Here is a 22,449-nt window from a genome sequence, read left to right on the forward strand (position 1 = left end):
CTTGATGACAATTCCTCACAACGTAGTTCCGATATTTCGTTTGCTGCACGCGTATTGGCTACCCACAATCGGTTCACCTCTTTCGCGCTGACAGGTTCCCCGGAGACGGAACCGCGGTGATCGACCGGCAGGCGGTGCGCCATCGCGCGACACGCCGGCTGCGGAAACAATCCACCGGCACGCGGGAGGTCGCCGGCGCGCGATGGTCGCGCGTCGCATATCGACCCACAGAACAAGGATTGGCCGATGACGTTCCGCATTCGCTCGCTTTCCGGCATGGCGCTGACCGCCGCTATCTTCGCGTTCCACACGGGCGCGGTCCACGCGCAGGAAACGGTCGTGAAGGTGGGCGTGGCCGTGCCGCTCACCGGCGGCGGTGCCGCGTACGGCAAGGACATCGAGAACGGCGTGCGGATGGCCGTCGACGAGGCGAACGCCGCACACACGACGATCGGCGGCAAGCCGGTGAAATTCGTCGTCGCGTCGCAGGACGACCAGAGCGATCCGCGCATCGGCGTGCAGGCCGCGCAGCAGCTGACCGACGCGCAGGTCGCCGTCGTGATCGGCCACTTCAATTCCGGCACGACGCTGCCCGCATCGAAGATCTACGCGAAGGCCGGCATCCCGATGATCACGCCGTCGGCGACCAACCCGGACATCACGCGCGCGGGGCTCGGCACCGTCTATCGCGTGATCGCCACCGACGCGCAGAACGCCGGCAATGCGGGCGCGTATGCGGCGAGCGTGACCAAGGCGAAGCGCATCGCGATCATCGACGACCGCACCGCGTTCGGCCAGGGCGAGGCCGACGAGTTCGAGAAGGCCGCGAAGGCGAACGGCGGCACGATCGTCGCGCGCGAATTCACGAACGACAAGGCCGTCGACTTCAGCGCGCAGCTCACGAAGATCAAGAGCACGAATGCCGACCTGGTGTTCTTCGGCGGTCTCGATGCGCAGTCGGCGATGCTCGTCAAGCGCATGCGCCAGCTCGGCATTCGCGCGCAGTTCCTTGCCGGCGGCGGCGTGATGAACGCGAACTTCATCAAGCTCGCCGGCAGCGCCGCCGAAGGCGCGGCCGTGTGGGAATACGGACAGCCGCTCGCGCGTCTCGCGAAAGGCAAGCAGTTCGAGACCAAATTCAAGCAGAAGTACGGCGTCGACATGCTTGCGTATGCGCCGTTCGCGTACGACGCGACGTGGATCGCGATCAACGCGATGCAGAAGGCGAACTCGACGAAGTCGGCCGATTTCAACGGCGCGCTGAAGGGCACGCGCTACGACGGCATCACCGGCACGATCGCGTTCACGAACACGGGCGACCTGAAGAACCCGAGCTCGACGCTGTATGAAGTGAAGAACGCCGCGTGGCAGCCCGTCACGACGCAAACGGCGGACTGAATACCTGAAATAGCCGACGCGCGCGGACTTTCGCGGCGATGCCGGACGTGCTGAAATAGCCGAAGCGATCGAATGCGATCGCCGCGCATGTCGGGTGCTTCGCCGGGCGATCATGGTCGGCCGCACGGCGCCGCGTGCGACGCGGCACGAACAACCTTCGGGCGCGGCCGGCTGGCCGCGTCTTTTACGTGCAACTGGAGTCAGTCGTGAGTTCTCAAGTCGTCATCGTCGGCGGTGGTGTGATCGGCAGCTCGATCGCCTATTTCCTGCGTGCCACCGATCCGACGGTTTCCGTGACCGTCATCGAACGCGATCCCACCTACGCGAAGTCGTCGTCGGCGCTGTCGGCCGCGTCGATTCGCCAGCAGTTCTCGACGCCGCTGTCGATCGAGATGTCGCTGTTCGGTATCGACTTCCTGCGCAATATCGGCGAGCGGCTCGAGGTCGACGGCACGCGGCCGTCGATCGATCTGCATGAAGGCGGTTACCTGTTCCTCGCGACGCCGGCCGGCGATGCGACGCTGCGCGAGAATCATGCGCTGCAGACGAAGCTCGGTGCCGATATCCGGCTGATGGATCGCGATGCGCTGCGCGCGAAGTTTCCGTGGCTGAACGTCGACGATCTCGTGTCGGGCGCGTATGGCGTGAGCGGCGAAGGATGGTTCGACGGGTACGGGCTCGTGCAGGCGCTGCGCAAGAAGGCGCAGGCGCTCGGTGCGCGCTATGTGCCGGCCGACGTGACCGGTGTCGTGCGCGACGGCCGCAAGGTCACGCATGTCGAGACGAGCGACGGCGAGCGCTATGCGTGCGACACGCTCGTCAATGCGGCCGGCGCGTGGACGCGCACGCTGTCGTCGATGATGGGTATCGACATTCCTGTGTATGCGCGGCGCCGCAGCATCTTCAACGTGTCGTCGCCGGCGAAGCTCGCCGATTGTCCGCTGCTGATCGATCCGACCGGCGTGTATTTCCGGCCGGAAGGGCGCACGTATATCTGCGGGACGTCGCCGAGCCCGGATCGCGATCCCGACGACCTGCCGCTCGACGAGGTCGATCACGACCTGTTCGACGACGTGATCTGGCCGACGCTCGCGAATCGCGTGCCGGAGTTCGAGGCGCTCCGCGTGGAGAACTGCTGGTCCGGGTACTACGAGTACAACGTGTTCGATCACAACGCGATCATCGGATATCACCCGGCGCTCGACAACGTCGTGTTCGCGAACGGGTACAGCGGGCACGGGCTGCAGCAGGGGCCCGCGACGGGGCGTGGCGTAAGTGAACTGATTCTGGGCGGGCGGTATGAATCGCTCGACCTGTCGTCGCTCGGCTGGGCGCGGGTGCTGGAAAACCGGCCGATCGTCGAAAAGAACGTCGTGTAGCGCGGCGTGACCGCCCGGTGTGGGGTGGGCGGGATTCTCCTTGTGTTCTCAATCTGATTGGCCCGGCTTTGCCGGGCTTTTTTTTGTTTGGCGCGGGTACGCCCGTCGGCAAACGGCCGTTCCGATGAGCACGATTCAGATCTCGTTATCTGACAAAGCGCCCCTGACCTGCACTCGGGATGTTCGGACCCTCGTGGATTGGCGCTGCGGCGACATGCTACGATCAACGCGATCCGACTTTCATCCCGCCGCACGATGACGACAATGTATGAATTGCTCGGTGTGTGCGAGAACGCCACCGACGAGGAAATCAAGCGAGGCTACCGAAAGGCGGCGATGAAAGCGCATCCCGACCGCAACGTCGGGTGCGAAGCGGAAGCGCATGCGCGATTTCAGGAGATCAAGGAGGCATACGCGATTCTCTCGAGCCCGGAACTGCGCCGCGTCTACGACACCGCTTACGCAGAGGAAATGCTCCGTCACGCACGGCTTCGCGAAGAAGAGGAGCGCTTGAACGCAGCGCGCGAAGCGGAATATGCGCAGTTCGTGGCATGGGCGATGCGCTTCGCCGAGCAAGGACACAACCGCGACGTCGTGTTCGGTGTTCTGCTCGGCCGTGATTGCGATGTTCAACTCGCCGAGCGCATTGCCGGCAGCGTGGTCGAACTGCATGCGTCGCGCCAGCCGGGCGCATCGCGGGACGGGGAGCGTGATGAGCAGACGCCGCAACGCGACGAGAGCGCGACACGAGCGGCATCGGAGCGGGCGCCAAAGAGCGACGCGCGAAGCAGTGACGAACACGCGCATACGGACTTTTTCAGCGCGCTGTGGCACGGCGTGTTCGGGCTGCGCCGGTGAGTCATGGTGGGTGAGCGGTTCTACGGAGGCGGAATTCGATCGAGGTCGGTGCCGTCTTCAGGGGAGGTTCTTTGATCGACTGCTTCGTGAAGTGACGGCTGATCGGGCAGGATTCGGCCAGAAGCGGTCAATCGATCACAATGCGAGATCGCCGACAATCGGCTGAGGATACGTTGTGACCTTCGACGAAAATGTAGTGACTGGGAATCCTTCTTCAGCGGCCAAGCGCTGGAACCTTGAAAATAGGCGCGCTCGCGTCCGTCAAAAATTTAGAGATGGTATCTTCGGGGATTTGACACCTGTCGCCAAGTAATGATACCAATTAGAACGCAGAAAATAGGACGTAACGATCCCTGCCCGTGCGGTTCGAAGAAGAAGTACAAGCGCTGCCACGGAGGCATTGATGCCGCGCCTACCCTCAAACCGGGGCAACTTGATGCGCAATTGCGAAAGTCGGCGCCGAGAGCGGAGTGCTTGGCGCCCAACACGTTGCGGCATAACTGTAAAGGGCGGATCATAGCGTCACATACGGTTTCTCGATCTGGAAGCCTTGGGGAGATTGCGAAAGATGGGCACGTCTACTCATACGCCATTAGCATTCAACGGATTGACGAGATGCGGGGACAACTTTTACCGAAGCTGACTGGCTGGAAAGACGCGTCGACCTTTCCAGGATTTTGTGCGCATCATGACAAGAAAATTTTTTCGCCTTTGGAAGATGAACCATTTACCGGGAGCCAACAGCAATGTTTTCTGTTGAGCTATCGGTCGAATGCATGGGAGTATTACGCGAAGCAGCGTTCTAACCATAATAGCGATTTTCGAGTAGCGCTCGCCGCGTCGAAAAGTCCTGAGGCACAAGCCTTGATGGCAGCATTCAATTTCGCGAACGAACTGGGGCTTCGCGACGCACAGGCGCGTAAGGAAGCTTTCGACGATGTGTTGTCCAAGGAACGCTGGGCTGATTGCCATGGTCTCGTCATTGAATTCGATCGAATATTCCCTATCCAATGTTCTGCTGCTTGGGCACCCACTACGGACGTTCACGGAAATATCCTGCAGGCACTAGGGCATTCGCCTCGCACTCCCGAGGGAGCTACAGTCGCGTCGTTTGCGGCGGACGGCAAAAGCTATTTCCTGCTTTCGTGGCTCGACGACAGCGCGACTGTCGCGTCGAAGCTGGCGGATTCTATCGAGACACTGCCAAAATGCGATATGGCTGGGGTCATTGCCGCACTGCTCTTACTGACCTCCGAGAACTGCCACCTTTCTCCAGATTGGTATGATGCGCTTCCTGAGTCCGGGAAAGATTGGGCCAACGAACTCGTCCATCCTATGATGTTCCCCAAGCCGACACCTGCCGCAGCGGGAGCCACCAGTCCATTAGGAGGCGTCGGCATAACGTCTGTCCGAAGATTCTAGGAACATGAGTTATGCGCCTCGCCTTGTCTCACAGAAGACAAATGTCTGCTTTACCCCGACTTGACTGACCGGTCCGGGTCGGAAAGCGCCGTCCACGGAAATGCAGAAAGAACCCGTTTGAGCAGGCACGTGGAGGCTGCTATCGACCCACACCCGCTCACGCCAGCAGACACGCAATCAAATCATGCGTCGTGCGCACCTCATACTTGCGCAACAAACTCGCGCGATGAATATCGACGGTCCGCGGGCTGATGCTCAGTTCCTTGCCGATTTCCTTGCTCGTCAGGCCATGAACCAGAAGCGCTGCGACGTCGCGCTCGCGATCCGTCAGCGTACTCGTGACATCGGGATGTTTCGCGTTCTCCGACAGGTCGGTGAACGTCCAGATCGCCAGCTCGAACGGGCGCTTCGGGTTGTACCCGAAGCCGCAGACGGTGACCCAGAAGTGACTGCCGTCAACGCGCCGCATGATGCGGTCGTCGCTGAACCCCGCATGTTTCGCGAGCAGCGGTGCGAGACGCCGGCCGGTCGTCGCGAAGTCCTTCTGCTGCGGATAGAGCTTCGCGAACGACTGGCCGATGATGTCGTCGCGCGTCGCCCTGAACAGCTGCAACGCCTTCTCGTTGCAGTCGATCATGACCCGCTCCTTCGCCACGATCGCCGCGACAGGCAGGTGCCTGAAGAGATCTTCGTAGTCGAGGGCGGGCATCGTGTCGGTCATGTTCGGCATCGTGTCGACGGGCCCGGACCGTGTCCGGACCCACGCTATCGGGCGGGCTGTCTCCTGTCCGATTGTAGCGGCAGCGCGGGCCAGCAGATCAACCGACGTGAAAGACGCAGCAGTCGTGTCCTTCGCCCGCGCAGCGGACTTCCGCCGAATGCGCGCGCGGGCCCTTGACCGCCGTGTCGGGCGCGGTGTCGTTGACCCAGTCCATCGCGCCGGCGAACCAGCCTGCGAACATGTAGCACAGCTTGCCGTGCTTGTCGGGCTGCGCCAGCACGAACGACGAATGATGCAGATGGATGCGCGCATGCGACTTCGACGGATCGGCTTCTGCGATGCCGAACACGCCCCAGCCGCGCTGCGACAGCCGCTTCAGATAATGCTCGAATACCGCCATGCCGCCGATGCCGTGCTGCTTCGCCTCCTTGTCGCACCAGTGATAGGCCGACTTGTAGCCGGCCTCGTAAAGAATGGCCGCGTACGCTTCGCGGCCGAGCGCTTCTTCGACAGCCAGATGGTTATTCGTGAAGAAGTGCCGCGGCACGTACAGCATCGGCAGTGCGTCGGTGGTCCAGACGCCGGTGTCCGGATCGACGTCGATCGGCAGTTGTGGCTGCATGGCGGTTTTTTGAGCGTAAGCGTCGGTGTAGATATCGCGCGCTTCAAACGTTCCAGACTTCGCCGAACACGCGCAGCCAGTTCTCGCCCATCACCTTCCTGATCCGCGATTCGCTCCAGCCGGCCCGCTGCATCGCGGCCGTGAGGTTCGGGAATTCGCCGATCGTTCGGATCCCTTCAGGATTGATCACCTTGCCGAAATCCGTCAGACGACGATAGCGGCCCTTGTCGTGCGTGATCCAGTCGAAGAACTCGGTGCTGTAGCCCTGCGTGAAGTCGGTGCCGATGCCGACCTTGTCTTCGCCGATCACGTCGATCACGTACTCGATCGCTTCGAGATAATCGTCGATGGTCGCGTCGGCGCCGCGCCGCAGGAACGGCATGAACATCGTGACGCCGACGAAACCGTTCGCTTCGGCGATCTCGCGCAGCTGCTCGTCGGTCTTGTTGCGCGGATGCTCCTTCAGCCCCGACGGGCAGCAGTGCGAGTACGTGACGGGCTTCTTCGAGCACGCGATCGCGTCGGACGACGTCTTCGCGCCGACGTGCGACAGATCCACCATGATGCCGACGCGGTTCATCTCCTGAATCACTTCGCGGCCGTATCCGGACAGCCCGCCGTCCGGTTCGTACGAACCGGTGCCGACGAGGTTCTGCGTGTTGTAGCAGAGCTGCACGACGTTCACGCCGAGCTCCTTGAACACTTCGATATAGCCGAGGTTGTCCTCGAACGCATACGAGTTCTGGAAGCCGAAGATGATGCCGGTCTTGTTCTCCTTCTTCGCGCGCAGGATGTCGTCGGTCGTGCGCACCAGCGTCAGGATCTCGCTGTATTCGCGGATCTGCTGCTTCATTTCCGCGATGTTGTCGATCGTCTTCTGGAAGTCTTCCCACACGGAGACCGTGCAGTTGACGGCCGTAACGCCGCCCTTGCGCATGTCTTCGAACACCGAGCGCTCGAACTTCGAAATGTTCAGGCCGTCGATGATGATGCTGGAATCGTGAAGGCTCGTCATGGTGTCTCGCTATGCGTTGATTTTGTGTGCGCGCCCCGTTGCCGAAGCGCGGTGCATGGTCAAACTGCGCCTTCGACGCCGCGCTTCGCGGACTGCCCGCTTCTCGCGGTCATCGGACCGGCATCTTCGAGCGCCGTCTTCGACGTTTCGGGCAGTGCCAGCCCGCCGATCATCGCGAAGATCGACACCGCGATCAGGTAGTACGCGGGCGACAGGTTGGTGCCGGTCGCGGAAATCAGCCACGTCGCGACGAGCGGCGCGGTGCCGCCGAAGATCGTGTACGCGAGGTTGTACGTGATCGCCGATGCCGTATAACGCGTTTTCGTCGCGAACACTTCCGACATCAGCGGTGCCGTCACCACGCCCGAGAACACCGCGCCGATCGCCAGCAGTGCGACGCCGAGCAGCGATTGCGACAGCACGCCCGAGCCGCCCAGCGAGAACGCCGGATACACCGACACGATGATGAAGAGGCCGGTCGTCGCGATCGTCGCGCGGCGGCCGACGAGATCGGAGAAGAAGCCGGCGACCGGGCACAACGCTGCCGCGAAGAAAAGGGCGAGGACCGTGACGAGCAGCGACGTGCCGCGCGACAGGTGGCCGGCGACTTGCAGGTACGTCGCGAAATAGGTCGTGAACGTGTAGAACGACAGCGCCGTCACCGACACGAATGCACCGAGCTTCAGGATGTTCCACGACTGCGAATGCAGCGTTTCCATCAGCGGCGCATGCGCAATGTCGTGCTTGCCTTCGAGCGCCTGGAACGCGGGCGTTTCATTGAGGTTCACACGGAGGTAGACGCCGATGAGGCCGACCGGTGCGGCGATCAGGAACGGCACGCGCCAGCCCCAGTCGACCATCGCCTGCGCCGACAGCGACGATTCGAGCAGATAGGCGACCACGGCTGCGCACGCGAACGACGAAAACGTCGAGACCGGCACGAAGCTGCCGAAGAATGCGCGGCGGCGGCGCGGTGCGTGTTCCATCACGTACGCGCATGCGCCGGCGTATTCGCCGCCGGCCGAAAAGCCCTGCACGCAGCGGATGATCGTGAGCAGCAGCGGCGCCCAGTAGCCGATGGTCGCGTAGGTCGGCAGCAGGCCGATCAGCGTGGTCGAGCCGGCCATCATCAGGATCGTCAGCGCGAGCGTGCGCTTGCGGCCGATCCGGTCGCCGATGACGCCGAAGACCAGCCCGCCCAGCGGACGGAATGCAAAGGCCACCGCGAAGACGGCGAAGGTCTTCAGGAGACCGATCGTCGGATCGCCGCTCGGGAAGAATTCGCGCGTCAGGATGGTGGCGAGAAAGCCGTATGCGGCGAAATCGAACCATTCGACGAAATTGCCGATGGACGCTGCGGCGATCACGCGCCGCAGTGTTCTGGTGTCGACGTCCTGGGTGGTCATGGTCGTGTCCTCTCTTCGTGTGGGCGCATGGATTCGCGTCGAAAACCATGGTAGGGAGGACAATTACCTAGGTCTATACGTGTCAATTACCTAGGTAATCGCGGGCAGGGAGGCCGCTGGGGCGCGATAGACGGGGACGCATCCGGCGTGTTGCCGCGTCCGGATCCGCGGCGGCCGCCGGGGCGCGGCCATGCGATCATATGCGACCACCGACATGAGAAATGCAATGACGACGACCTTCGACGAGGCGACCACGGCGGCGATCGCCGCGTTTGCCCAACTGGATTTCTACACGGCCGTGCAAGCGATGCGCGCCGAAGCCGATTACGACCGCGAACTGGATCAGTGGATCTCGCGCTACATCGACGAGCACGGCGGCGGCGTGGACGATGCCGAATACGACGCGCTGCACGCGCAGGCCCAGGCGACCCCGGAATACGCGGAGTTCGTCGATGCGGTGCGCGGGGAAATCCTGGCGTACTTCGGCGTGACCGACGATCAGCTGGACTGGATGGTCGTGCTGCGCAACGACGACAGCGATGAGCTTTGGGCGGAAGTCAACCGGCAGCGCAGCGCGCTGGGAACCGGCGAAGTGCGCGGGGATCTCTGATCGATCCCTCGCTTGCCATCGGGGCTCGAGTCGTGCCGGGCGCACGGCCCGACAGCCGCGAAACCCGCCCGTTTCGCATCGGCTGCACGACATGCCGAGCCCGCCAATTGATGACGAAACCGCAAGACCTAGTGCATAGATATCGTTTGCCGCAGCGTTAATGACTGTCGACAATCGTGGCTCGAATTCCCGCCGCCGGCGCCAGAAGCGCGTTGGCGGGCGGCACGTGGCGGCTATCCCGGCCGCCGCTGCCATCCAGCTCACGACGACATGTACGCGTTCACGCCCTCCTTCCAGAATCCCGCCGGTTCGCCAATCCGCGAGCTGTTCAAATACCTGTCCGAACCGGGGATGATCTCGTTCGCCGGCGGCTACCCGGCCAGCGACCTGTTCGACGTCGACGGCCTGAACGCCGCCGCCGAACGCGCATACGCGCAGCCGGTCCGCTGCCTGCAATACGGCCCGACCGACGGCCTCGCCGAACTGAAGCAGCAACTGATCGCATTGATGACGCGCCGCGGCGTCGCGTGCACGCCGGCCGAACTGCTCGTCACGACCGGATCGCAGCAGGGCCTCGATCTGCTGCTGCGCGTGATGGTCGCGCCGGGCGACGTCGTGCTGACCGAACAACCGGCGTACCCGGCTACGCTGTCGGCGATGCGTCTGCAACAGGCGCGCATCGTGACGATCCCCGTCGACGGCGACGGCCTCGACGTTGATCGCCTCGCGTCGCTGCTCGCGTCCGGCGAGATCGGCCTGCCGAAGCTGCTCTACACGGTCCCGACCTTCGCGAACCCGACCGGCGCGACGCTCACGCGCGAACGCCGGCTGAAGCTGCTGCGTCTCGCGGTGCAATACCGTTTCCTGATCGTCGAGGACGACCCGTACGGCGATCTGCGTTTCGCCGGCGAACCTGTGCCGTCGATGCTTGCGCTCGCGAGCGAAGTCGACGCCGCGCGCGACTGGATCGTGCACTTCGCGAGCCTGTCGAAAATCGTCGCGCCGGGCCTGCGCGTGGGCTGGACGATCGCACCGGCCGAGATCGCGCGCCGCTGCGTGATCGCGAAACAGACGGTCGACCTGTGCAGTACGCCGTGGACGCAGGCGGCTGCCGCCGAGTATCTCGCCGACGGCGCGCTCGAACGCCATCTGCCGCGCATCGCGGCGGCCTACAAGCGCAAATGCGACGCGATGTGCGACGCACTGCGCGACGGCTTCGGCGATGCGATCACGTTCCATCGTCCCGAAGGCGGGATGTTCGTGTGGGCGCGAATCGGCGCGGTGTCGTCGGACGTACTGCTGCAACAGGCGATCGCGAACAAGGTCGTCTTCGTGCCGGGCAACGCGTTTTTCGCGGACAACGTCGACGCCGCATCGCTGCGCCTGTCGTTCGCCGCGCCGGACGTCGATGCGATCCGGGAAGGCGTCGCGCGACTCGTGCGCGCGTATGGTGCGGCGCTCGCCGCGTGAGGAGACACGTCCATGAACATCGTCATCAACGACACCGCATGGCCCGATGAAGCGCCACGCATGGCCGGCATCGGCCCCGTCGGGCACAAGTCGTCGCAGATCAGCGCGGGGCCGCAATACGTCGCGGACGTGCTGGGCCGCTTCGGCGCGGAGCCGGGCGACGCAAGCGATGCGGCGCCGGTCGTCCTGGGCTACAACTGAATCGCACGGCGGCCGGCCCGCATCGCAAGCCGGCAGAGCACGGCCGCCGAAACGGTTAAGCTGGCGCGATCGAATCCCGCAAGATCGCCGCGCCATCATGTCCGATCCCGCTACCGAATCGCTCACGCACACATACGACCGTCTGTGGTCCTGCCTCGAATCCGGCGTCGGTGAACAGCGCTCGCCGTTCACGATGCTGCAGGCCGCGACGCTCGGCCTCGACGGCGCGCCGAAGGTGCGCACGATCGTGTTGCGGCAAGTGAGTCGTGCGGATCGGCTGCTGGCATTCCATACCGATGCGCGTTCGGAGAAGGTGGCGGAGTTGCGCCGCGATCCGCGCATCGCGATCGTCGCGAACGATCTCGATTCGCTCGTGCAGATCCGCGCGGAGGGCGTGGCATCGATCTGCGAAGACGAAGCGCAACGTCGTGCGATCTGGCAATCGAGTCGTCCGCATACGCTGTTGCTGTATCGCGCACCGTTGCGTCCGGGCACGCCGATCGAGTCGCCTGAGGAAGCGCGCATCGCGACCGGGCAACGCATCGACACAGCTTCCGCCGCAGACGACGGCTATCAGAACTTCTGCGTGCTCCACGTCCGGGTGACGCACATCGACTGGCTCGAACTCGCGCGCAGCGGCCATCGCCGCGCGATCTTCGACGTGAACGACGACGGCTACGAAGGTCGCTGGGTCGCGCCTTGACGACGACTTCTGCGCCCCTGCTACAAACGCGTACAAACCAGACACATCGGGGATACATCAGACCTTTCAAATGGGCGACGCCGCATGACCAGCGCGCGCCCGGCTGAAAGTCGGCGCGATACGGCGCGCGGCATGGTCACTTTCCATTTCACGAAAGGAGATGCCGAACGATGTCTTCCACACCGTTTTCCCCGATGCGTCGTCACCTGCTGGCCAGTTCCGTGGCCGCCGGTGTATCCGCGATGCTGCCCACCGCGCTGCATGCGGCGAGCGGCGGCGACGCCCTCCGCCCGTTCACCGCTCATATCCCCGATGAAGCCGTGGCCGACCTGCGCCGCCGCATTGCCGCGACGCGCTGGCCCGGCCGCGAGACCGTCGCCGACGAATCGCAGGGCGTGCGGCTCGCGCGCATGCAGGCGCTCTTGCGCTATTGGGGCACCGACTACGACTGGCGCAAGGGCGAGGCGCGCCTGAACGGTTTCCCGATGTTCATCACGGAAATCGACGGACTCGACATTCACTTCATCCACGTGCGCTCGCGGCACCCGAACGCGATGCCGATGATCATGACGCACGGCTGGCCCGGTTCGATCTTCGAACTGGTGAAGGCGATCGGCCCGCTGACGGATCCGACCGCGCACGGTGCGAGTGCCGACGATGCGTTCCATGTGGTCGTGCCGTCGCTGCCGGGCTTCGGTTTCTCGGGTCGTCCGACGAAGAGAGGCTGGGGCTCCGACCACATCGCACGCGCATGGGGCGAGCTGATGGCGCGCCTCGGCTACACGCGCTTCGTGTCGCAGGGCGGCGACTGCGGCTCGGTGATCTCGCACCGGATGGCGATGCAGCGCGTGCAGGGGCTGGCCGGGATTCACGTGAACATGCCGGCGACGGTGCCGCCGGATATCGCGACGCTGCTGCAGACCGACGCGCCGGCACCGGCATCGCTGTCGCCGAAGGAGAAGGCCGCGTACGAGAAGCTCGCGACGTTCTATCGCGACAACTGCGGCTACTCGGCGATGATGGTGACGCGTCCGCAGACGGTCGGCTACGCGCTCGCCGATTCGCCGTCGGGACAGGCAGCATGGATGTACGACAAGATCTCGCAGTGGACCTACAGCGGCGGCGTGCCCGAACGCTCGATTCCGCGTGACGAGATCCTCGACGACATTTCGTTGTACTGGCTGACCAACACGGCGACGTCGTCCGCGCAGATCTACTGGGAGGATCACTCGAACAACTTCAACGCGGTGGATATCTCGCTGCCGGCGGCGATCACGGTGTTCCCGGGCGAGATCTATCAGGCGCCGCGCAGCTGGGCCGAGCGCAGCTATCACAACCTGATCTACTTCAACGAAGTCGACAAGGGCGGGCATTTCGCGGCGTGGGAGGAGCCGGAATTGTTTGCGCGCGAAGTGCGTGCGGGGTTCCGGCCGCTGCGGCGTGCGTGAGCCTGAACGGTCCGAATAACGGCTCGACTGACCGGCGCGAGTCGCTGCACTGCGACCTGCGCCGGCCCGAACCGGCCGTTTCCCGCGCGATTTTGAATCGCTGTGTGTCGGACTCGAACACAGATACGTTGAGATACAAAGCATCCGGACGGTTCGGATATAAAACCGGTGACGCGTTTCACGCAGCAGCGCGGCGTCAGCCGCCGCCGGCGTGAACGGCGATACCGGAATCCCTTCCTCAGCGATCGACAATGGAGAACGAGCCATGCCTGATACCGTGAACACCCGCCGCCGCCTGATCCTGGGCACGACACTCGCGAGCCTGAGCCTTGCCGACCTCGGCTTCAGCGCGCTTGCCAATGCGCAGCCGGCGCCTGCCGCATCGGCGTCGAAAGGCGCAGCCGGCGCTCCGTCGCTCGGCGAGATTCATCAGATCGACGCGGGCGTGCTCAACGTCGGGTATGCGGACCTCGGCCCGAAGAACGGCCCCGCGGTGTTCCTGCTGCATGGCTGGCCGTACGACATCTACAGTTACGCGGAAGTCGCGCCGCTGCTGACGGCGGCCGGTTATCGCGTGATCGTGCCGTACCTGCGCGGCTACGGATCGACGACGTTCCGCTCGGCCGACACCGTGCGCAACGGCCAGCAGGCGGTCACGGCCGTCGACATCGTCGCGCTGATGGACGCGCTGAAGATCGACAGCGCGGTATTCGGCGGTTACGACTGGGGTGCGCGCACGGCCGACATCATCGCGGCGCTGTGGCCGCAGCGCGTGAAGGCGCTGGTGTCGGTGAGCGGCTACCTGATCGGCAGCCAGGCGGCGAACGAGAAGCCGCTGCCGCCGCAGGCGGAATTCCAGTGGTGGTATCAGTTCTACTTCACGACCGAGCGCGGCGTGCTCGGCTACACGGAGAATCGCGATGCGTTCAACAAGCTGATCTGGCAGCTCGCGTCGCCGAAGTGGCAGTTCTCCGATGAAACCTTCGCGCGCAGCGCCGCGTCGTTCCGGAATCCCGACCACGTGGCCGTCGTGATCCACAACTATCGCTGGCGCCTCGGGCTCGCGAAGGGCGAAGCGCAATACGACGACATCGAGCGGCGTCTTGCAGCCGGCCCGGCGATCACCGTGCCGACGATCACGATGGAAGGCGACGCGAACGGTGCACCGCATCCGCAGCCGGCCGCGTATGCAAAGAAGTTCACGGGCAAGTACCAGCACCGGACGATCACCGGCGGCATCGGCCACAACCTGCCGCAGGAGGCGCCGCAGGCGTTCGCCGATGCGATCCTGCAGGTGGAGCATCTGTGATGCAGGCAGGTACGAAAAACGTCGCGCGCCGCGGCGTGCGACGGGCGGTCGTCGCCGGCGTGCTGCTGGCCGGCGCGTTCGCGGCGCGCGGCCCGGCCGCGTTGGCCGAGCAGCCGAAGCCGGCCGCGTCGCCGATCTACGGCGTGACGATCCCGCCCGGCTACCGGAAGTGGGAAATGGTCGCGCCGGCCGAGGAGGCGGCGCCGCTCGACGAGCTGCGCGTGGTGCTCGGCAATCCCGTCGCGATCCGTGCACTCGAGCAGTCGACGCTGCCGTTTCCGGACGGCACGATCCTCGTGAAGCTCGCGTACAAGCGCAAGCAGTCGGACGAGTTCGCGCCGGCGACGGTGCCCGGCCACGCGACGACCGTGCAGGTAATGGTGAAGGATTCGCGGCGCTACGCGTCGACGGGCGGCTGGGGCTTCGGGCGCTTCGTCAACGGCGTGCCGGCCGATATCGGGCAGCACCAGACGTGCTTCGCGTGTCACCAGGCGCGCGTGAAGAATCACGACTATGTGTTCACGCGGCTCGCGCCTTGACGTGATCTGACGAGGTGGTGTGACGAGAAGGCGTGCCGGGAGCGGCACGCCTTTTTTCGTGGTGGGGCGGGTGCGGCGTCCGGCGGGTTTGTATCGCACTGTATCCGGCGCCGCTTCGGAAACATCGGCTTGCACAGCACCCCGGTTCCGGAAACATGCCGGATACGTGAGCGGGTTCTACTGTCGACATGCAGCAAACGTTCGGTGCGAGACCTTCGCACCGGATGCCGAGTAGTCGATACCCACTTGCTTCCGCCAAGGAGAACTGTCATGAAAGCCGTTCGAATCCTCGCAGTTGCCGTGCTCGCCTCGATCCCCGCGTTGTCGTTCGCCGATACGGGCCACGCCCTCACGCGTGCCGACGTGCGCGCCGATCTGGTCCGCCTCGAGAAGGCCGGCTATAACCCGGCCGGCAGCGACGCGCATTACCCCGACGACATCGCCGCCGCGCAGAATGCGGTCGCAGCGGCCGAGCAGGTCGCACGTTCCGACCAGAACGGCCCGTCGAAGTCGCAGGGCGACAGCCTCGCCGCCGTGGCGCCGGCCGCACATTTCGCCGCAGCCGATCCGCACGCGGCGCGCAGCGCACGCAATGCAGGCAATGCACGCGATGCACGGTCGAATGCCGACGATCTGTACGCGCATTCGTGATCCGCAGCCGCGCCCGCCTCGGCCACGCGCGGCGCCATCAGCAACACTTCAGATGAACGACATGACGGAAAGGAGCATGACGATGGTCGGCTTGACGAAACGGGTTCTGGTGTCCGCGGCGGTGCTCGGCGGGCTGTTCGGTGCGGCGACGGTGCAGGCGGCGCCGAAGGACGACCTGACGGGCACGAACGTCGTGCTCGTGCACGGCGCGTTCGCGGACGGATCGAGCTGGAATCGCGTGATTCCGCTGCTCGAAGCGCGCGGCCTGCACGTGATCGCGGTGCAGAACCCGCTGAGCTCGCTCGCCGACGATACGGCCGCGACGAAGCGTGCGATCGACGCGCAGAAGGGGCCCGTCGTGCTGGTCGGCCACTCGTGGGCCGGCGTCGTGATCAGCGACGCGGGCAACGACGACAAGGTAAAGTCGCTCGTCTACGTCGCCGCGTTCGCGCCGGACGACGGCCAGTCGATCGCCGACGTCACGCAGGGATTGCCGGCGCCCGCATGGGCCGGCGAACTGCGCAAGGACGCGGGCGGCTTCGCGACGCTGTCGGACAAGGCGATCGCGCAGGACTTCGCGCCGGACCTGCCGCCCGCGCAGCAGCGCATTGTCGCGGCGACGCAAGGGCCGTGGTACGGTGGCTGCATTTCGGAGAAGGTGACGCGGGCCGCGTGGCACGCGAAGCCGTCGTCGTTCGTCGTCGCGACCCAGGACCGGATGATCGATCCGACGCTGCAGGACGCGATGGCGAAGCGGATCGGTGCGGCGGTCACGCATGTGAACGGCAGCCACGTCGCGATGCTGAGCCAGCCGAAGGCCGTGGCCGACGCGATCATCGCGGCCGCAGAACGTGCGAAGCAGGATGCCCGGTGAGTGAATGCGGCGCCGCGCCGCGGACGATGCGCGGCGCCGCGAGTGATTGTGATGTCCTTTCACGAGGAGAAGTCATGACGCAGCAGCTCTGGCAACTGTCGGCGACCGAAATCGCGAAGCGGGTGCGGCAACGTGAGGTGTCCGCGCGGGAAGTGGCCGATGCGACGCTGGCCCGCCTCGAAGCGGTGAACCCGGCGATCAACGCGGTGGTCGAACATCGCCCCGACGACGTGCGGCGGCAGGCCGACGAAATCGATCGCGCGATCGCGCGCGGCGACGATCCCGGCCCGCTCGCCGGCGTGCCCGTCACCGTGAAGATCAACGTCGACGTCGCGGCATTCGCGACGACCAACGGCACGAGGCTGCAGGAGCACCTGATCGCGAACGCCGACAGCCCGTCGGTCTCGAACCTCAGAAAGGCCGGTGCGGTGCTGCTCGGCCGCAGCAATTCACCGACGTTCGCGCTGCGCTGGTTCACGTCGAATCTCGTGCACGGCCATACGTACAATCCGCACAACCGGTCGCTGACGCCGGGCGGATCGAGCGGCGGCGCGGCGGCCGCGGTCGCCGCCGGGATCGGCGCGATCGCGGTCGGCACGGACATCGGCGGCTCGGTGCGTTACCCGGCCTATGCGTGCGGTGTACATGGCATCCGCCCGTCGCTCGGCCGCGTGCCGGCGTTCAATGCGTCGTCGCCCGAGCGCGCGATCGGCGCGCAATTGATGTCGACGACGGGACCGATCGCGCGCACCATCGACGATCTCGCGCTGGCGCTGCGCGCATTCGCCGCGCCGGACCCGCGCGACCCGTGGTACGTGCCGGTGCCGATCGACGGCCGCGCGGTGCCGAAGCGTGCGGCGCTGTGCGTGCGTCCGGGCGGCCTGCAGGTCGTGCCCGAAGTCGAGGCTGCGTTGCGCGACGCCGCGCGCCGGCTCGTCGACGCGGGCTGGACCGTCGACGAAATCGACGATACGCCGCCGCTGCGCGAAGCCGCGCTGCTGCAGGAGCAACTCTGGCTCGGCGACGGATTCGATGCGTTGGCGAACGCGGTCGCCAGCGACGGCGATCCGGGCGCGGCCGCGGTTGTCGCTGCCGTGCGCGGCAAGGTGCGCGATCTGCCGGCCGACGTGATCGGCCGCGCGCTCGTGCGGCGCACGACGCTGACGCGGCAGTGGCGGCTGTTCCTCGACGAATATGCGGTGCTGCTGCTGCCCGTGTCGTCGGAACTGCCGTTCCCCGACGATCTCGACCGGCAAGGGCGGGAAGGATTCGAGCGCGTGTGGGAGGCGCAGCTCACGCTGCGCGCGCTGCCGGCGATGGGGTTGCCGGGGCTCGCCGTGACGACGGGGATCGTCGGCAATGTGCCGGTCGGCGTGCAGGTGGTCGCCGCGCATCATCGAGAGGATCTGTGTCTGCTCGCCGGGCGCGATATCGAGGCGCGCGGCGCGCCGATCGAGGTCGTCGATCCGGTCGTCTGATGCGGTGCCGGGCGTGCGGATGCGGCTCGTCGGCACCGAGCGCGACAAGGCGAGCGTGCTGTCGTTCGTGCTGAAGGGCTACGAGACCGAGGAAGTCGGGCGCGCGCCGAACGAGGAGCGCATCGCGGTGCGCTCCGGGCATCACTGCGCGCAGCCGATCCTGCCGCGCTTCGGGCTCGAGGCGACGGTGCGGCCGTCGCTCGCGTTCTGCAACACGTGCGATGAGGTCGATGCGCTGGTGCGTGCCGTCACGAGACTGGCGCGGCGATGACGGATGCCGCTGGAGGCGAGGCCGCTTGTCCATTCCGGAAACGGGATGTTGCAAGCGGCCTTTTTTGTCGAGACCGGAACGGGTTTCGAGCCGCTCAGCGCCCCGCCAGCATCTTTCCGCCAAGCCCCACCAGCAGCACGCCGGCTGTCGTATCGATCACGGCCTTGCGTCGAACCAGCAGCCGGCGCACGGATGGATGCGACGCGAGCAGCGCCATCGTGCAGTACCACGCGCCCGAAATGGCGATCGACAGCACGACGACGGTGAAATTGAACCATGCCGGCGCATGGGCCGGGACCATCAACGCGAAGATACTGCCGTAGAACGCGACGGCCTTCGGGTTCGTCATGCTCGCGATATAGCCTTTCTGCGCCGCGTGCCAGCCGGCGGACACGGCGGGTGCGGACACGGGGAGCTGCTTGCGCGCATTCAGCACCATCTTCAGGCCGAGCCAGATCAGATATGCGGCACCCGCCAGCCGCAGCGCCGTGTGCACCCACGCGACGTGAGTCACGAGCACGCTCAGGCCGGCGATCGCGATCGCGGCCCAGGTGCCCGATGCCGCCGCGAGGCCGAGCCCGGTCATCACGCCGGCGCGGCGCTGCGCGACCGCGGTCGACGTGACGATCACGAAGTTCGGGCCCGGGCTGGCGACGCTCAGCAGCAGGACGCCGGCGAGCGGCAGCAACGCGTTGATGGGGGTCGACATGGCTTGGCGGTTCGGCGAGGCGGAAGGGGCCTTCATCTTACCTCGGACGCCCGGCCGGGCCTGCTCGAGCCCGATTCAAGCAAAAACGCGTGACGACCTGCGTCGCCACGCGTTTCGCATTGCTGCGGACGCACCGCGGATGCCGGCGAACCGGCACGCCGCGACGCGTCGCCGGATGGTCAGAAATCGAACCCCGGCCCGCCCGCACCGGGGCCGCCCGGCACCGCGGCCGGCGCCGCATCCTTCGGTGCTTCGAACACGGTCGCATCGGTCGTCAGCAGCAGGCCCGCGACCGACGCCGCATTCTGCAGCGCGGTGCGCGTGACCTTGGTCGGATCGAGCACGCCCGATTCGACGAGGTCGCCGTATTCACCGGTCTGCGCGTTGTAGCCGAAGTTGCCGGTGCCTTCCGCGACCTTCGCGACGACCACGCTCGCTTCCTCGCCCGCATTCGTGACGATCTGGCGCAGCGGTTCCTCGAGCGCGCGCAGCACGATCTTGATGCCCGCGTTCTGGTCGGCATTGACGCCGTGGAGTTCGCGGATCGCCTGGCGCACGCGGATCAGCGCGACGCCGCCGCCCGGCACGATGCCTTCCTCGACGGCCGCGCGCGTCGCGTGCAGCGCATCGTCGACGCGATCCTTCTTCTCCTTCACTTCGATTTCGGTCGCACCGCCGACCTTGATCACCGCGACGCCGCCCGCGAGCTTGGCCACGCGTTCCTGCAGCTTTTCGCGATCGTAGTCGGACGTCGCTTCTTCGATCTGCACGCGAATCTGCTTCACGCGCGCCTCGATGTTCTTCGCGTCGCCGGCGCCGTCGATCACGGTCGTGTTTTCCTTGCCGACCTCGATGCGCTTCGCCTGGCCGAGTTCGGCGAGCGTCGCCTTCTCGAGCGTGAGGCCCGTTTCTTCCGCGACGACTTGCCCGCCGGTCAGGATCGCGATGTCCTCGAGCAGCGCCTTGCGGCGGTCGCCGAAGCCCGGTGCCTTGACCGCGACGGTCTTCAGGATCCCGCGAATGTTGTTCACGACGAGCGTCGCGAGCGCTTCGCCTTCGACGTCCTCCGCGATGATCAGCAGCGGCCGGCCCGACTTCGCGACCTGTTCGAGCACCGGCAGCAGGTCGCGGATGTTCGAGATCTTCTTGTCGTGCAGCAGGATGTACGGATTCTCGATCTCGGCGATCTGCTTGTCGGGATTGTTGATGAAGTACGGCGACAGGTAGCCGCGATCGAACTGCAGCCCTTCGACGACGTCGAGTTCGTCGGCAAGCGACTTGCCGTCCTCGACGGTGATCACGCCTTCCTTGCCGACGCGGTCGATCGCCTCGGCGATCCGCTGGCCGATCGACTCCTCGCCGTTCGCGGAGATTGTCGCGACCTGCGCGATTTCCTTGCTGGTGGTGGTCGGCTTGCTGATCTTCTTCAGCTCGTCGACGGCCGCCGCGACGGCCTTGTCGATGCCGCGCTTCAGGTCGAGCGGATTGAGCCCGGCCGCGACGTATTTCTGGCCTTCGCGCACGATCGCCTGCGCGAGCACGGTGGCGGTCGTCGTGCCGTCGCCGGCGGCATCGCTGGTGCGCGACGCGACTTCCTTCACGAGTTGCGCACCGATGTTCTGCAGCTTGTCCGCGAGTTCGATTTCCTTCGCGACCGACACGCCGTCCTTCGTGACGACGGGCGCGCCGAAGCTGCGTTCCAGCACGACGTTGCGGCCCTTCGGCCCGAGCGTGACCTTCACCGCGTTCGCGAGAATGTTGACGCCTTCGGTCAGCTTCGCACGCGCGACGTCGCTGAACGTGATTTCCTTCGCTGCCATGATTGCACTCCGTTATCGATTGACGACCGCGACGATGTCTTCCTCGCGCAGTACGAGGAATTCGTGGCCGTCCACCTTGACGGCCTGGCCTGCGTACTTGCCGAACAGCACGCGTTCGCCGACCTGCAGGTCGGGCACGATGCGCTGGCCGTCCGCGTCCTTGCGGCCCGGGCCGACGGCGATCACTTCGCCCTGGTCGGGTTTCTCTGCCGCGCTGTCGGGGATCACGATGCCCGAGGCGGTGGTGGTTTCCTGGTCGAGTCGCTTCACGACGACCCGGTCGTGCAAGGGGCGTAGGCTCATCTGTCGGTCCTGTTCTGTTGCGTCGAAATTGGCTGGCACTCTTCATCGGAGAGTGCTGACGAGTATAAAAACGCGCGGCGGCGCGATCCAATAACGGATTCGGAAAAGCATTTGCGCGGACGCGCTATGGAGGTCCGGCACGGGCGAGCGACGCCGTGAAGCGCGAGCGTATGATTCGTCATCGCCTGTTCGTTCGCCGGGAGGCCCTGAGCGTGGCAACAACATCGGATGCCGGACGACAACCCGCGTGGCTGCGCATCGCGCCCGCGCTGTTCCTGCTGCTGTGGGCGAGCGGTTTCGTCTTCCTGAAGCTGGGCCTGCGCGACGCCGATCCGCTGACGTTCCTCGCGCTGCGCTATGCATGCGTCGTCGCGCTGCTCGCCGGGCCGTTCCTGTGGCTGCGCCCCGCGTTGCCGCGCACGCGCGGCGAATGGCGCAATCTCGTGGTCGTCGGTTTGCTGCTGCAGGCCGGCTATTTCGCGTTCACGTATCTGAGCCTGAAGCTCGGCATGTCGGCCGGCGCCGTCGCGCTGGTCACGTCGCAGCAGCCGATTCTGGTCGGGCTGCTCGCGCCGATGATTGCAGGCGAGCGCGTCGGCGCGCTGCGCTGGATCGGGCTCGCGCTCGGCGCGGCCGGCGCGGTGATGGTCATCCTCGCGCGTTCGTCGGTTGACGTGTCGTCGTCGTGGGCGCTCGCGTTCGCGCTGCTCGCGCTCGCGTGCATCACCGGCGGCACGCTGTGGGAGAAGCGCTTCGGCACCGACGTCCATCCCGTGACCGCGAACCTCGTGCAGTACACGGTCGGACTCGCGGTGACCGCGCCGCTCGCATTCGCGCTCGAACCGATGCACGTGCACTGGACCGCAGGCCTCGCCGGCTCGCTCGCCTACCTCGTGATCTGCAACTCGCTGATCGCGATCTCGCTGTTGCTCGCGATGGTGCGCTACGGCGAGGCGTCGCGCGTGTCCGCGCTGTTTTTCCTGATACCGCCCGCGACCGCGCTGATCGCGCTCGTCGTGCTCGGCGAGACGATCGGTGCGCTCGCATGGCCCGGGATGGCGCTTGCGGCGGCAGGGCTGTATCTGGTGATGCGGTACTGAGCGACGTGCATTGCGGTGCTTGCCGTTCCTGTTCGCGCGCCTCGCGATGGACGTGAACGGCCGCCGACCAGCCGCGTGTGCCGCATATTCCGCTGCCCCGTTAGCATGTGACGAATCCGACTTTGGCCGGCGCGCGGGCGAC

At 65.6% G+C, this 22,449-nt stretch carries 22 protein-coding genes and 2 pseudogenes; 17 read left to right on the forward strand and 7 right to left on the reverse strand.

Annotated elements, in window-relative coordinates:
- The first annotated feature begins 246 nt into the window (after positions 1-246).
- The 5 genes and pseudogenes from Q3A80_RS06835 to Q3A80_RS06855 all read left to right on the forward strand — a co-directional run bounded on the left by Q3A80_RS06835 (position 247) and on the right by Q3A80_RS06855 (position 5,057).
- A complete protein-coding gene (locus Q3A80_RS06835) occupies positions 247-1,398 on the forward strand; it encodes a branched-chain amino acid ABC transporter substrate-binding protein (protein WP_446328307.1) in 1,152 nt (383 codons plus the stop codon).
- A 206-nt stretch (positions 1,399-1,604) separates the two neighbouring features.
- A complete protein-coding gene (locus Q3A80_RS06840) occupies positions 1,605-2,777 on the forward strand; it encodes an NAD(P)/FAD-dependent oxidoreductase (protein WP_446328308.1) in 1,173 nt (390 codons plus the stop codon).
- A 255-nt stretch (positions 2,778-3,032) separates the two neighbouring features.
- Positions 3,033-3,635 carry a J domain-containing protein gene (locus tag Q3A80_RS06845; RefSeq protein WP_446328309.1) on the forward strand — a complete coding sequence of 201 codons (603 nt, stop codon included), beginning with the start codon at positions 3,033-3,035 and terminating at the stop codon, positions 3,633-3,635.
- A gap of 312 nt (positions 3,636-3,947) precedes the next feature.
- Positions 3,948-4,031 (forward strand): annotated as a pseudogene (locus Q3A80_RS06850) (SEC-C metal-binding domain-containing protein); the annotation flags it as partial.
- Positions 4,032-4,250: 219 nt separating this feature from the next.
- Positions 4,251-5,057 (forward strand): hypothetical protein, encoded by an 807-nt coding sequence (locus Q3A80_RS06855; protein ID WP_446328448.1) that lies wholly within the window; start codon positions 4,251-4,253, stop codon positions 5,055-5,057.
- Between the two features lie 157 nt (positions 5,058-5,214).
- Here the strand turns inward: Q3A80_RS06855 and Q3A80_RS06860 are convergent, their stop codons facing one another.
- From Q3A80_RS06860 to Q3A80_RS06875, 4 genes are all read right to left on the reverse strand, one after another.
- Entirely contained in the window at positions 5,215-5,787 is a 573-nt protein-coding gene (locus Q3A80_RS06860) for a LuxR C-terminal-related transcriptional regulator (RefSeq protein ID WP_446328310.1), read from the reverse strand.
- Positions 5,788-5,875: 88 nt separating this feature from the next.
- Entirely contained in the window at positions 5,876-6,400 is a 525-nt protein-coding gene (locus Q3A80_RS06865) for a DUF5943 domain-containing protein (RefSeq protein ID WP_446328311.1), read from the reverse strand.
- 43 nt (positions 6,401-6,443) lie between these two features.
- A complete protein-coding gene (locus tag Q3A80_RS06870) occupies positions 6,444-7,415 on the reverse strand; it encodes a dipeptidase (RefSeq protein WP_446328312.1) in 972 nt (323 codons plus the stop codon).
- Between the two features lie 59 nt (positions 7,416-7,474).
- Complete coding sequence (locus Q3A80_RS06875) at positions 7,475-8,821, reverse strand: MFS transporter (RefSeq protein WP_446328313.1); 1,347 nt, start codon at positions 8,819-8,821, stop codon at positions 7,475-7,477.
- 226 nt (positions 8,822-9,047) lie between these two features.
- On the opposite strand from Q3A80_RS06875, the gene Q3A80_RS06880 reads away from it, so the two are divergent.
- The 11 genes and pseudogenes from Q3A80_RS06880 to Q3A80_RS06930 all read left to right on the forward strand — a co-directional run.
- On the forward strand, positions 9,048-9,431 hold the full coding sequence (locus tag Q3A80_RS06880; RefSeq protein ID WP_446328314.1) for an ATP-dependent protease: 384 nt from the start codon (positions 9,048-9,050) through the stop codon (positions 9,429-9,431).
- Between the two features lie 270 nt (positions 9,432-9,701).
- Complete coding sequence (locus Q3A80_RS06885) at positions 9,702-10,901, forward strand: aminotransferase-like domain-containing protein (protein ID WP_446328315.1); 1,200 nt, start codon at positions 9,702-9,704, stop codon at positions 10,899-10,901.
- Between the two features lie 12 nt (positions 10,902-10,913).
- A complete protein-coding gene (locus Q3A80_RS06890) occupies positions 10,914-11,102 on the forward strand; it encodes a hypothetical protein (protein WP_446328316.1) in 189 nt (62 codons plus the stop codon).
- Positions 11,103-11,199: 97 nt separating this feature from the next.
- On the forward strand, positions 11,200-11,805 hold the full coding sequence (locus Q3A80_RS06895; RefSeq protein WP_446328317.1) for a pyridoxamine 5'-phosphate oxidase family protein: 606 nt from the start codon (positions 11,200-11,202) through the stop codon (positions 11,803-11,805).
- Between the two features lie 170 nt (positions 11,806-11,975).
- Complete coding sequence (locus Q3A80_RS06900) at positions 11,976-13,253, forward strand: epoxide hydrolase family protein (RefSeq protein ID WP_446328318.1); 1,278 nt, start codon at positions 11,976-11,978, stop codon at positions 13,251-13,253.
- A 265-nt stretch (positions 13,254-13,518) separates the two neighbouring features.
- Positions 13,519-14,562: an alpha/beta fold hydrolase gene (locus Q3A80_RS06905; RefSeq protein WP_446328319.1), complete on the forward strand. Its 1,044-nt coding sequence runs from the start codon at positions 13,519-13,521 to the stop codon at positions 14,560-14,562.
- Complete coding sequence (locus Q3A80_RS06910; protein WP_446328320.1) at positions 14,562-15,101, forward strand: cytochrome P460 family protein; 540 nt, start codon at positions 14,562-14,564, stop codon at positions 15,099-15,101. The genes Q3A80_RS06905 and Q3A80_RS06910 overlap by 1 nt, the downstream gene beginning before the upstream one ends.
- 270 nt (positions 15,102-15,371) lie before the next feature.
- Positions 15,372-15,752, forward strand: a complete 381-nt coding sequence (locus tag Q3A80_RS06915; RefSeq protein WP_446328321.1) for a DUF4148 domain-containing protein — start codon at positions 15,372-15,374, stop codon at positions 15,750-15,752.
- An 82-nt stretch (positions 15,753-15,834) separates the two neighbouring features.
- Positions 15,835-16,626 (forward strand): alpha/beta fold hydrolase, encoded by a 792-nt coding sequence (locus Q3A80_RS06920; RefSeq protein WP_446328442.1) that lies wholly within the window; start codon positions 15,835-15,837, stop codon positions 16,624-16,626.
- Between the two features lie 74 nt (positions 16,627-16,700).
- The gene (locus Q3A80_RS06925; protein ID WP_446328322.1) at positions 16,701-18,104 is read left to right on the forward strand and encodes an amidase family protein; all 1,404 of its coding nucleotides are present in this window, start codon (positions 16,701-16,703) and stop codon (positions 18,102-18,104) included.
- A 4-nt stretch (positions 18,105-18,108) separates the two neighbouring features.
- A pseudogene (locus Q3A80_RS06930) lies at positions 18,109-18,375 on the forward strand (aminotransferase class V-fold PLP-dependent enzyme); the annotation flags it as partial.
- 94 nt (positions 18,376-18,469) lie between these two features.
- Here Q3A80_RS06930 and Q3A80_RS06935 read toward each other — a convergent pair.
- The 3 genes from Q3A80_RS06935 to Q3A80_RS06945 all read right to left on the reverse strand — a co-directional run bounded on the left by Q3A80_RS06935 (position 18,470) and on the right by Q3A80_RS06945 (position 21,207).
- Positions 18,470-19,084 carry a LysE family translocator gene (locus Q3A80_RS06935; protein WP_446328323.1) on the reverse strand — a complete coding sequence of 205 codons (615 nt, stop codon included), beginning with the start codon at positions 19,082-19,084 and terminating at the stop codon, positions 18,470-18,472.
- A 179-nt stretch (positions 19,085-19,263) separates the two neighbouring features.
- On the reverse strand, positions 19,264-20,904 hold the full coding sequence (gene groL / locus Q3A80_RS06940) for a chaperonin GroEL (RefSeq protein ID WP_446328324.1): 1,641 nt from the start codon (positions 20,902-20,904) through the stop codon (positions 19,264-19,266).
- A 12-nt stretch (positions 20,905-20,916) separates the two neighbouring features.
- Positions 20,917-21,207 carry a co-chaperone GroES gene (locus Q3A80_RS06945; protein ID WP_446328325.1) on the reverse strand — a complete coding sequence of 97 codons (291 nt, stop codon included), beginning with the start codon at positions 21,205-21,207 and terminating at the stop codon, positions 20,917-20,919.
- A 206-nt stretch (positions 21,208-21,413) separates the two neighbouring features.
- Here Q3A80_RS06945 and Q3A80_RS06950 point away from each other — a divergent pair, with 206 nt between their 5' ends.
- Entirely contained in the window at positions 21,414-22,307 is an 894-nt protein-coding gene (locus Q3A80_RS06950; RefSeq protein WP_446328443.1) for a DMT family transporter, read from the forward strand.
- Positions 22,308-22,449 lie beyond the last annotated feature (142 nt).

This window comes from Burkholderia sp. SR8, from assembly GCF_052851275.1.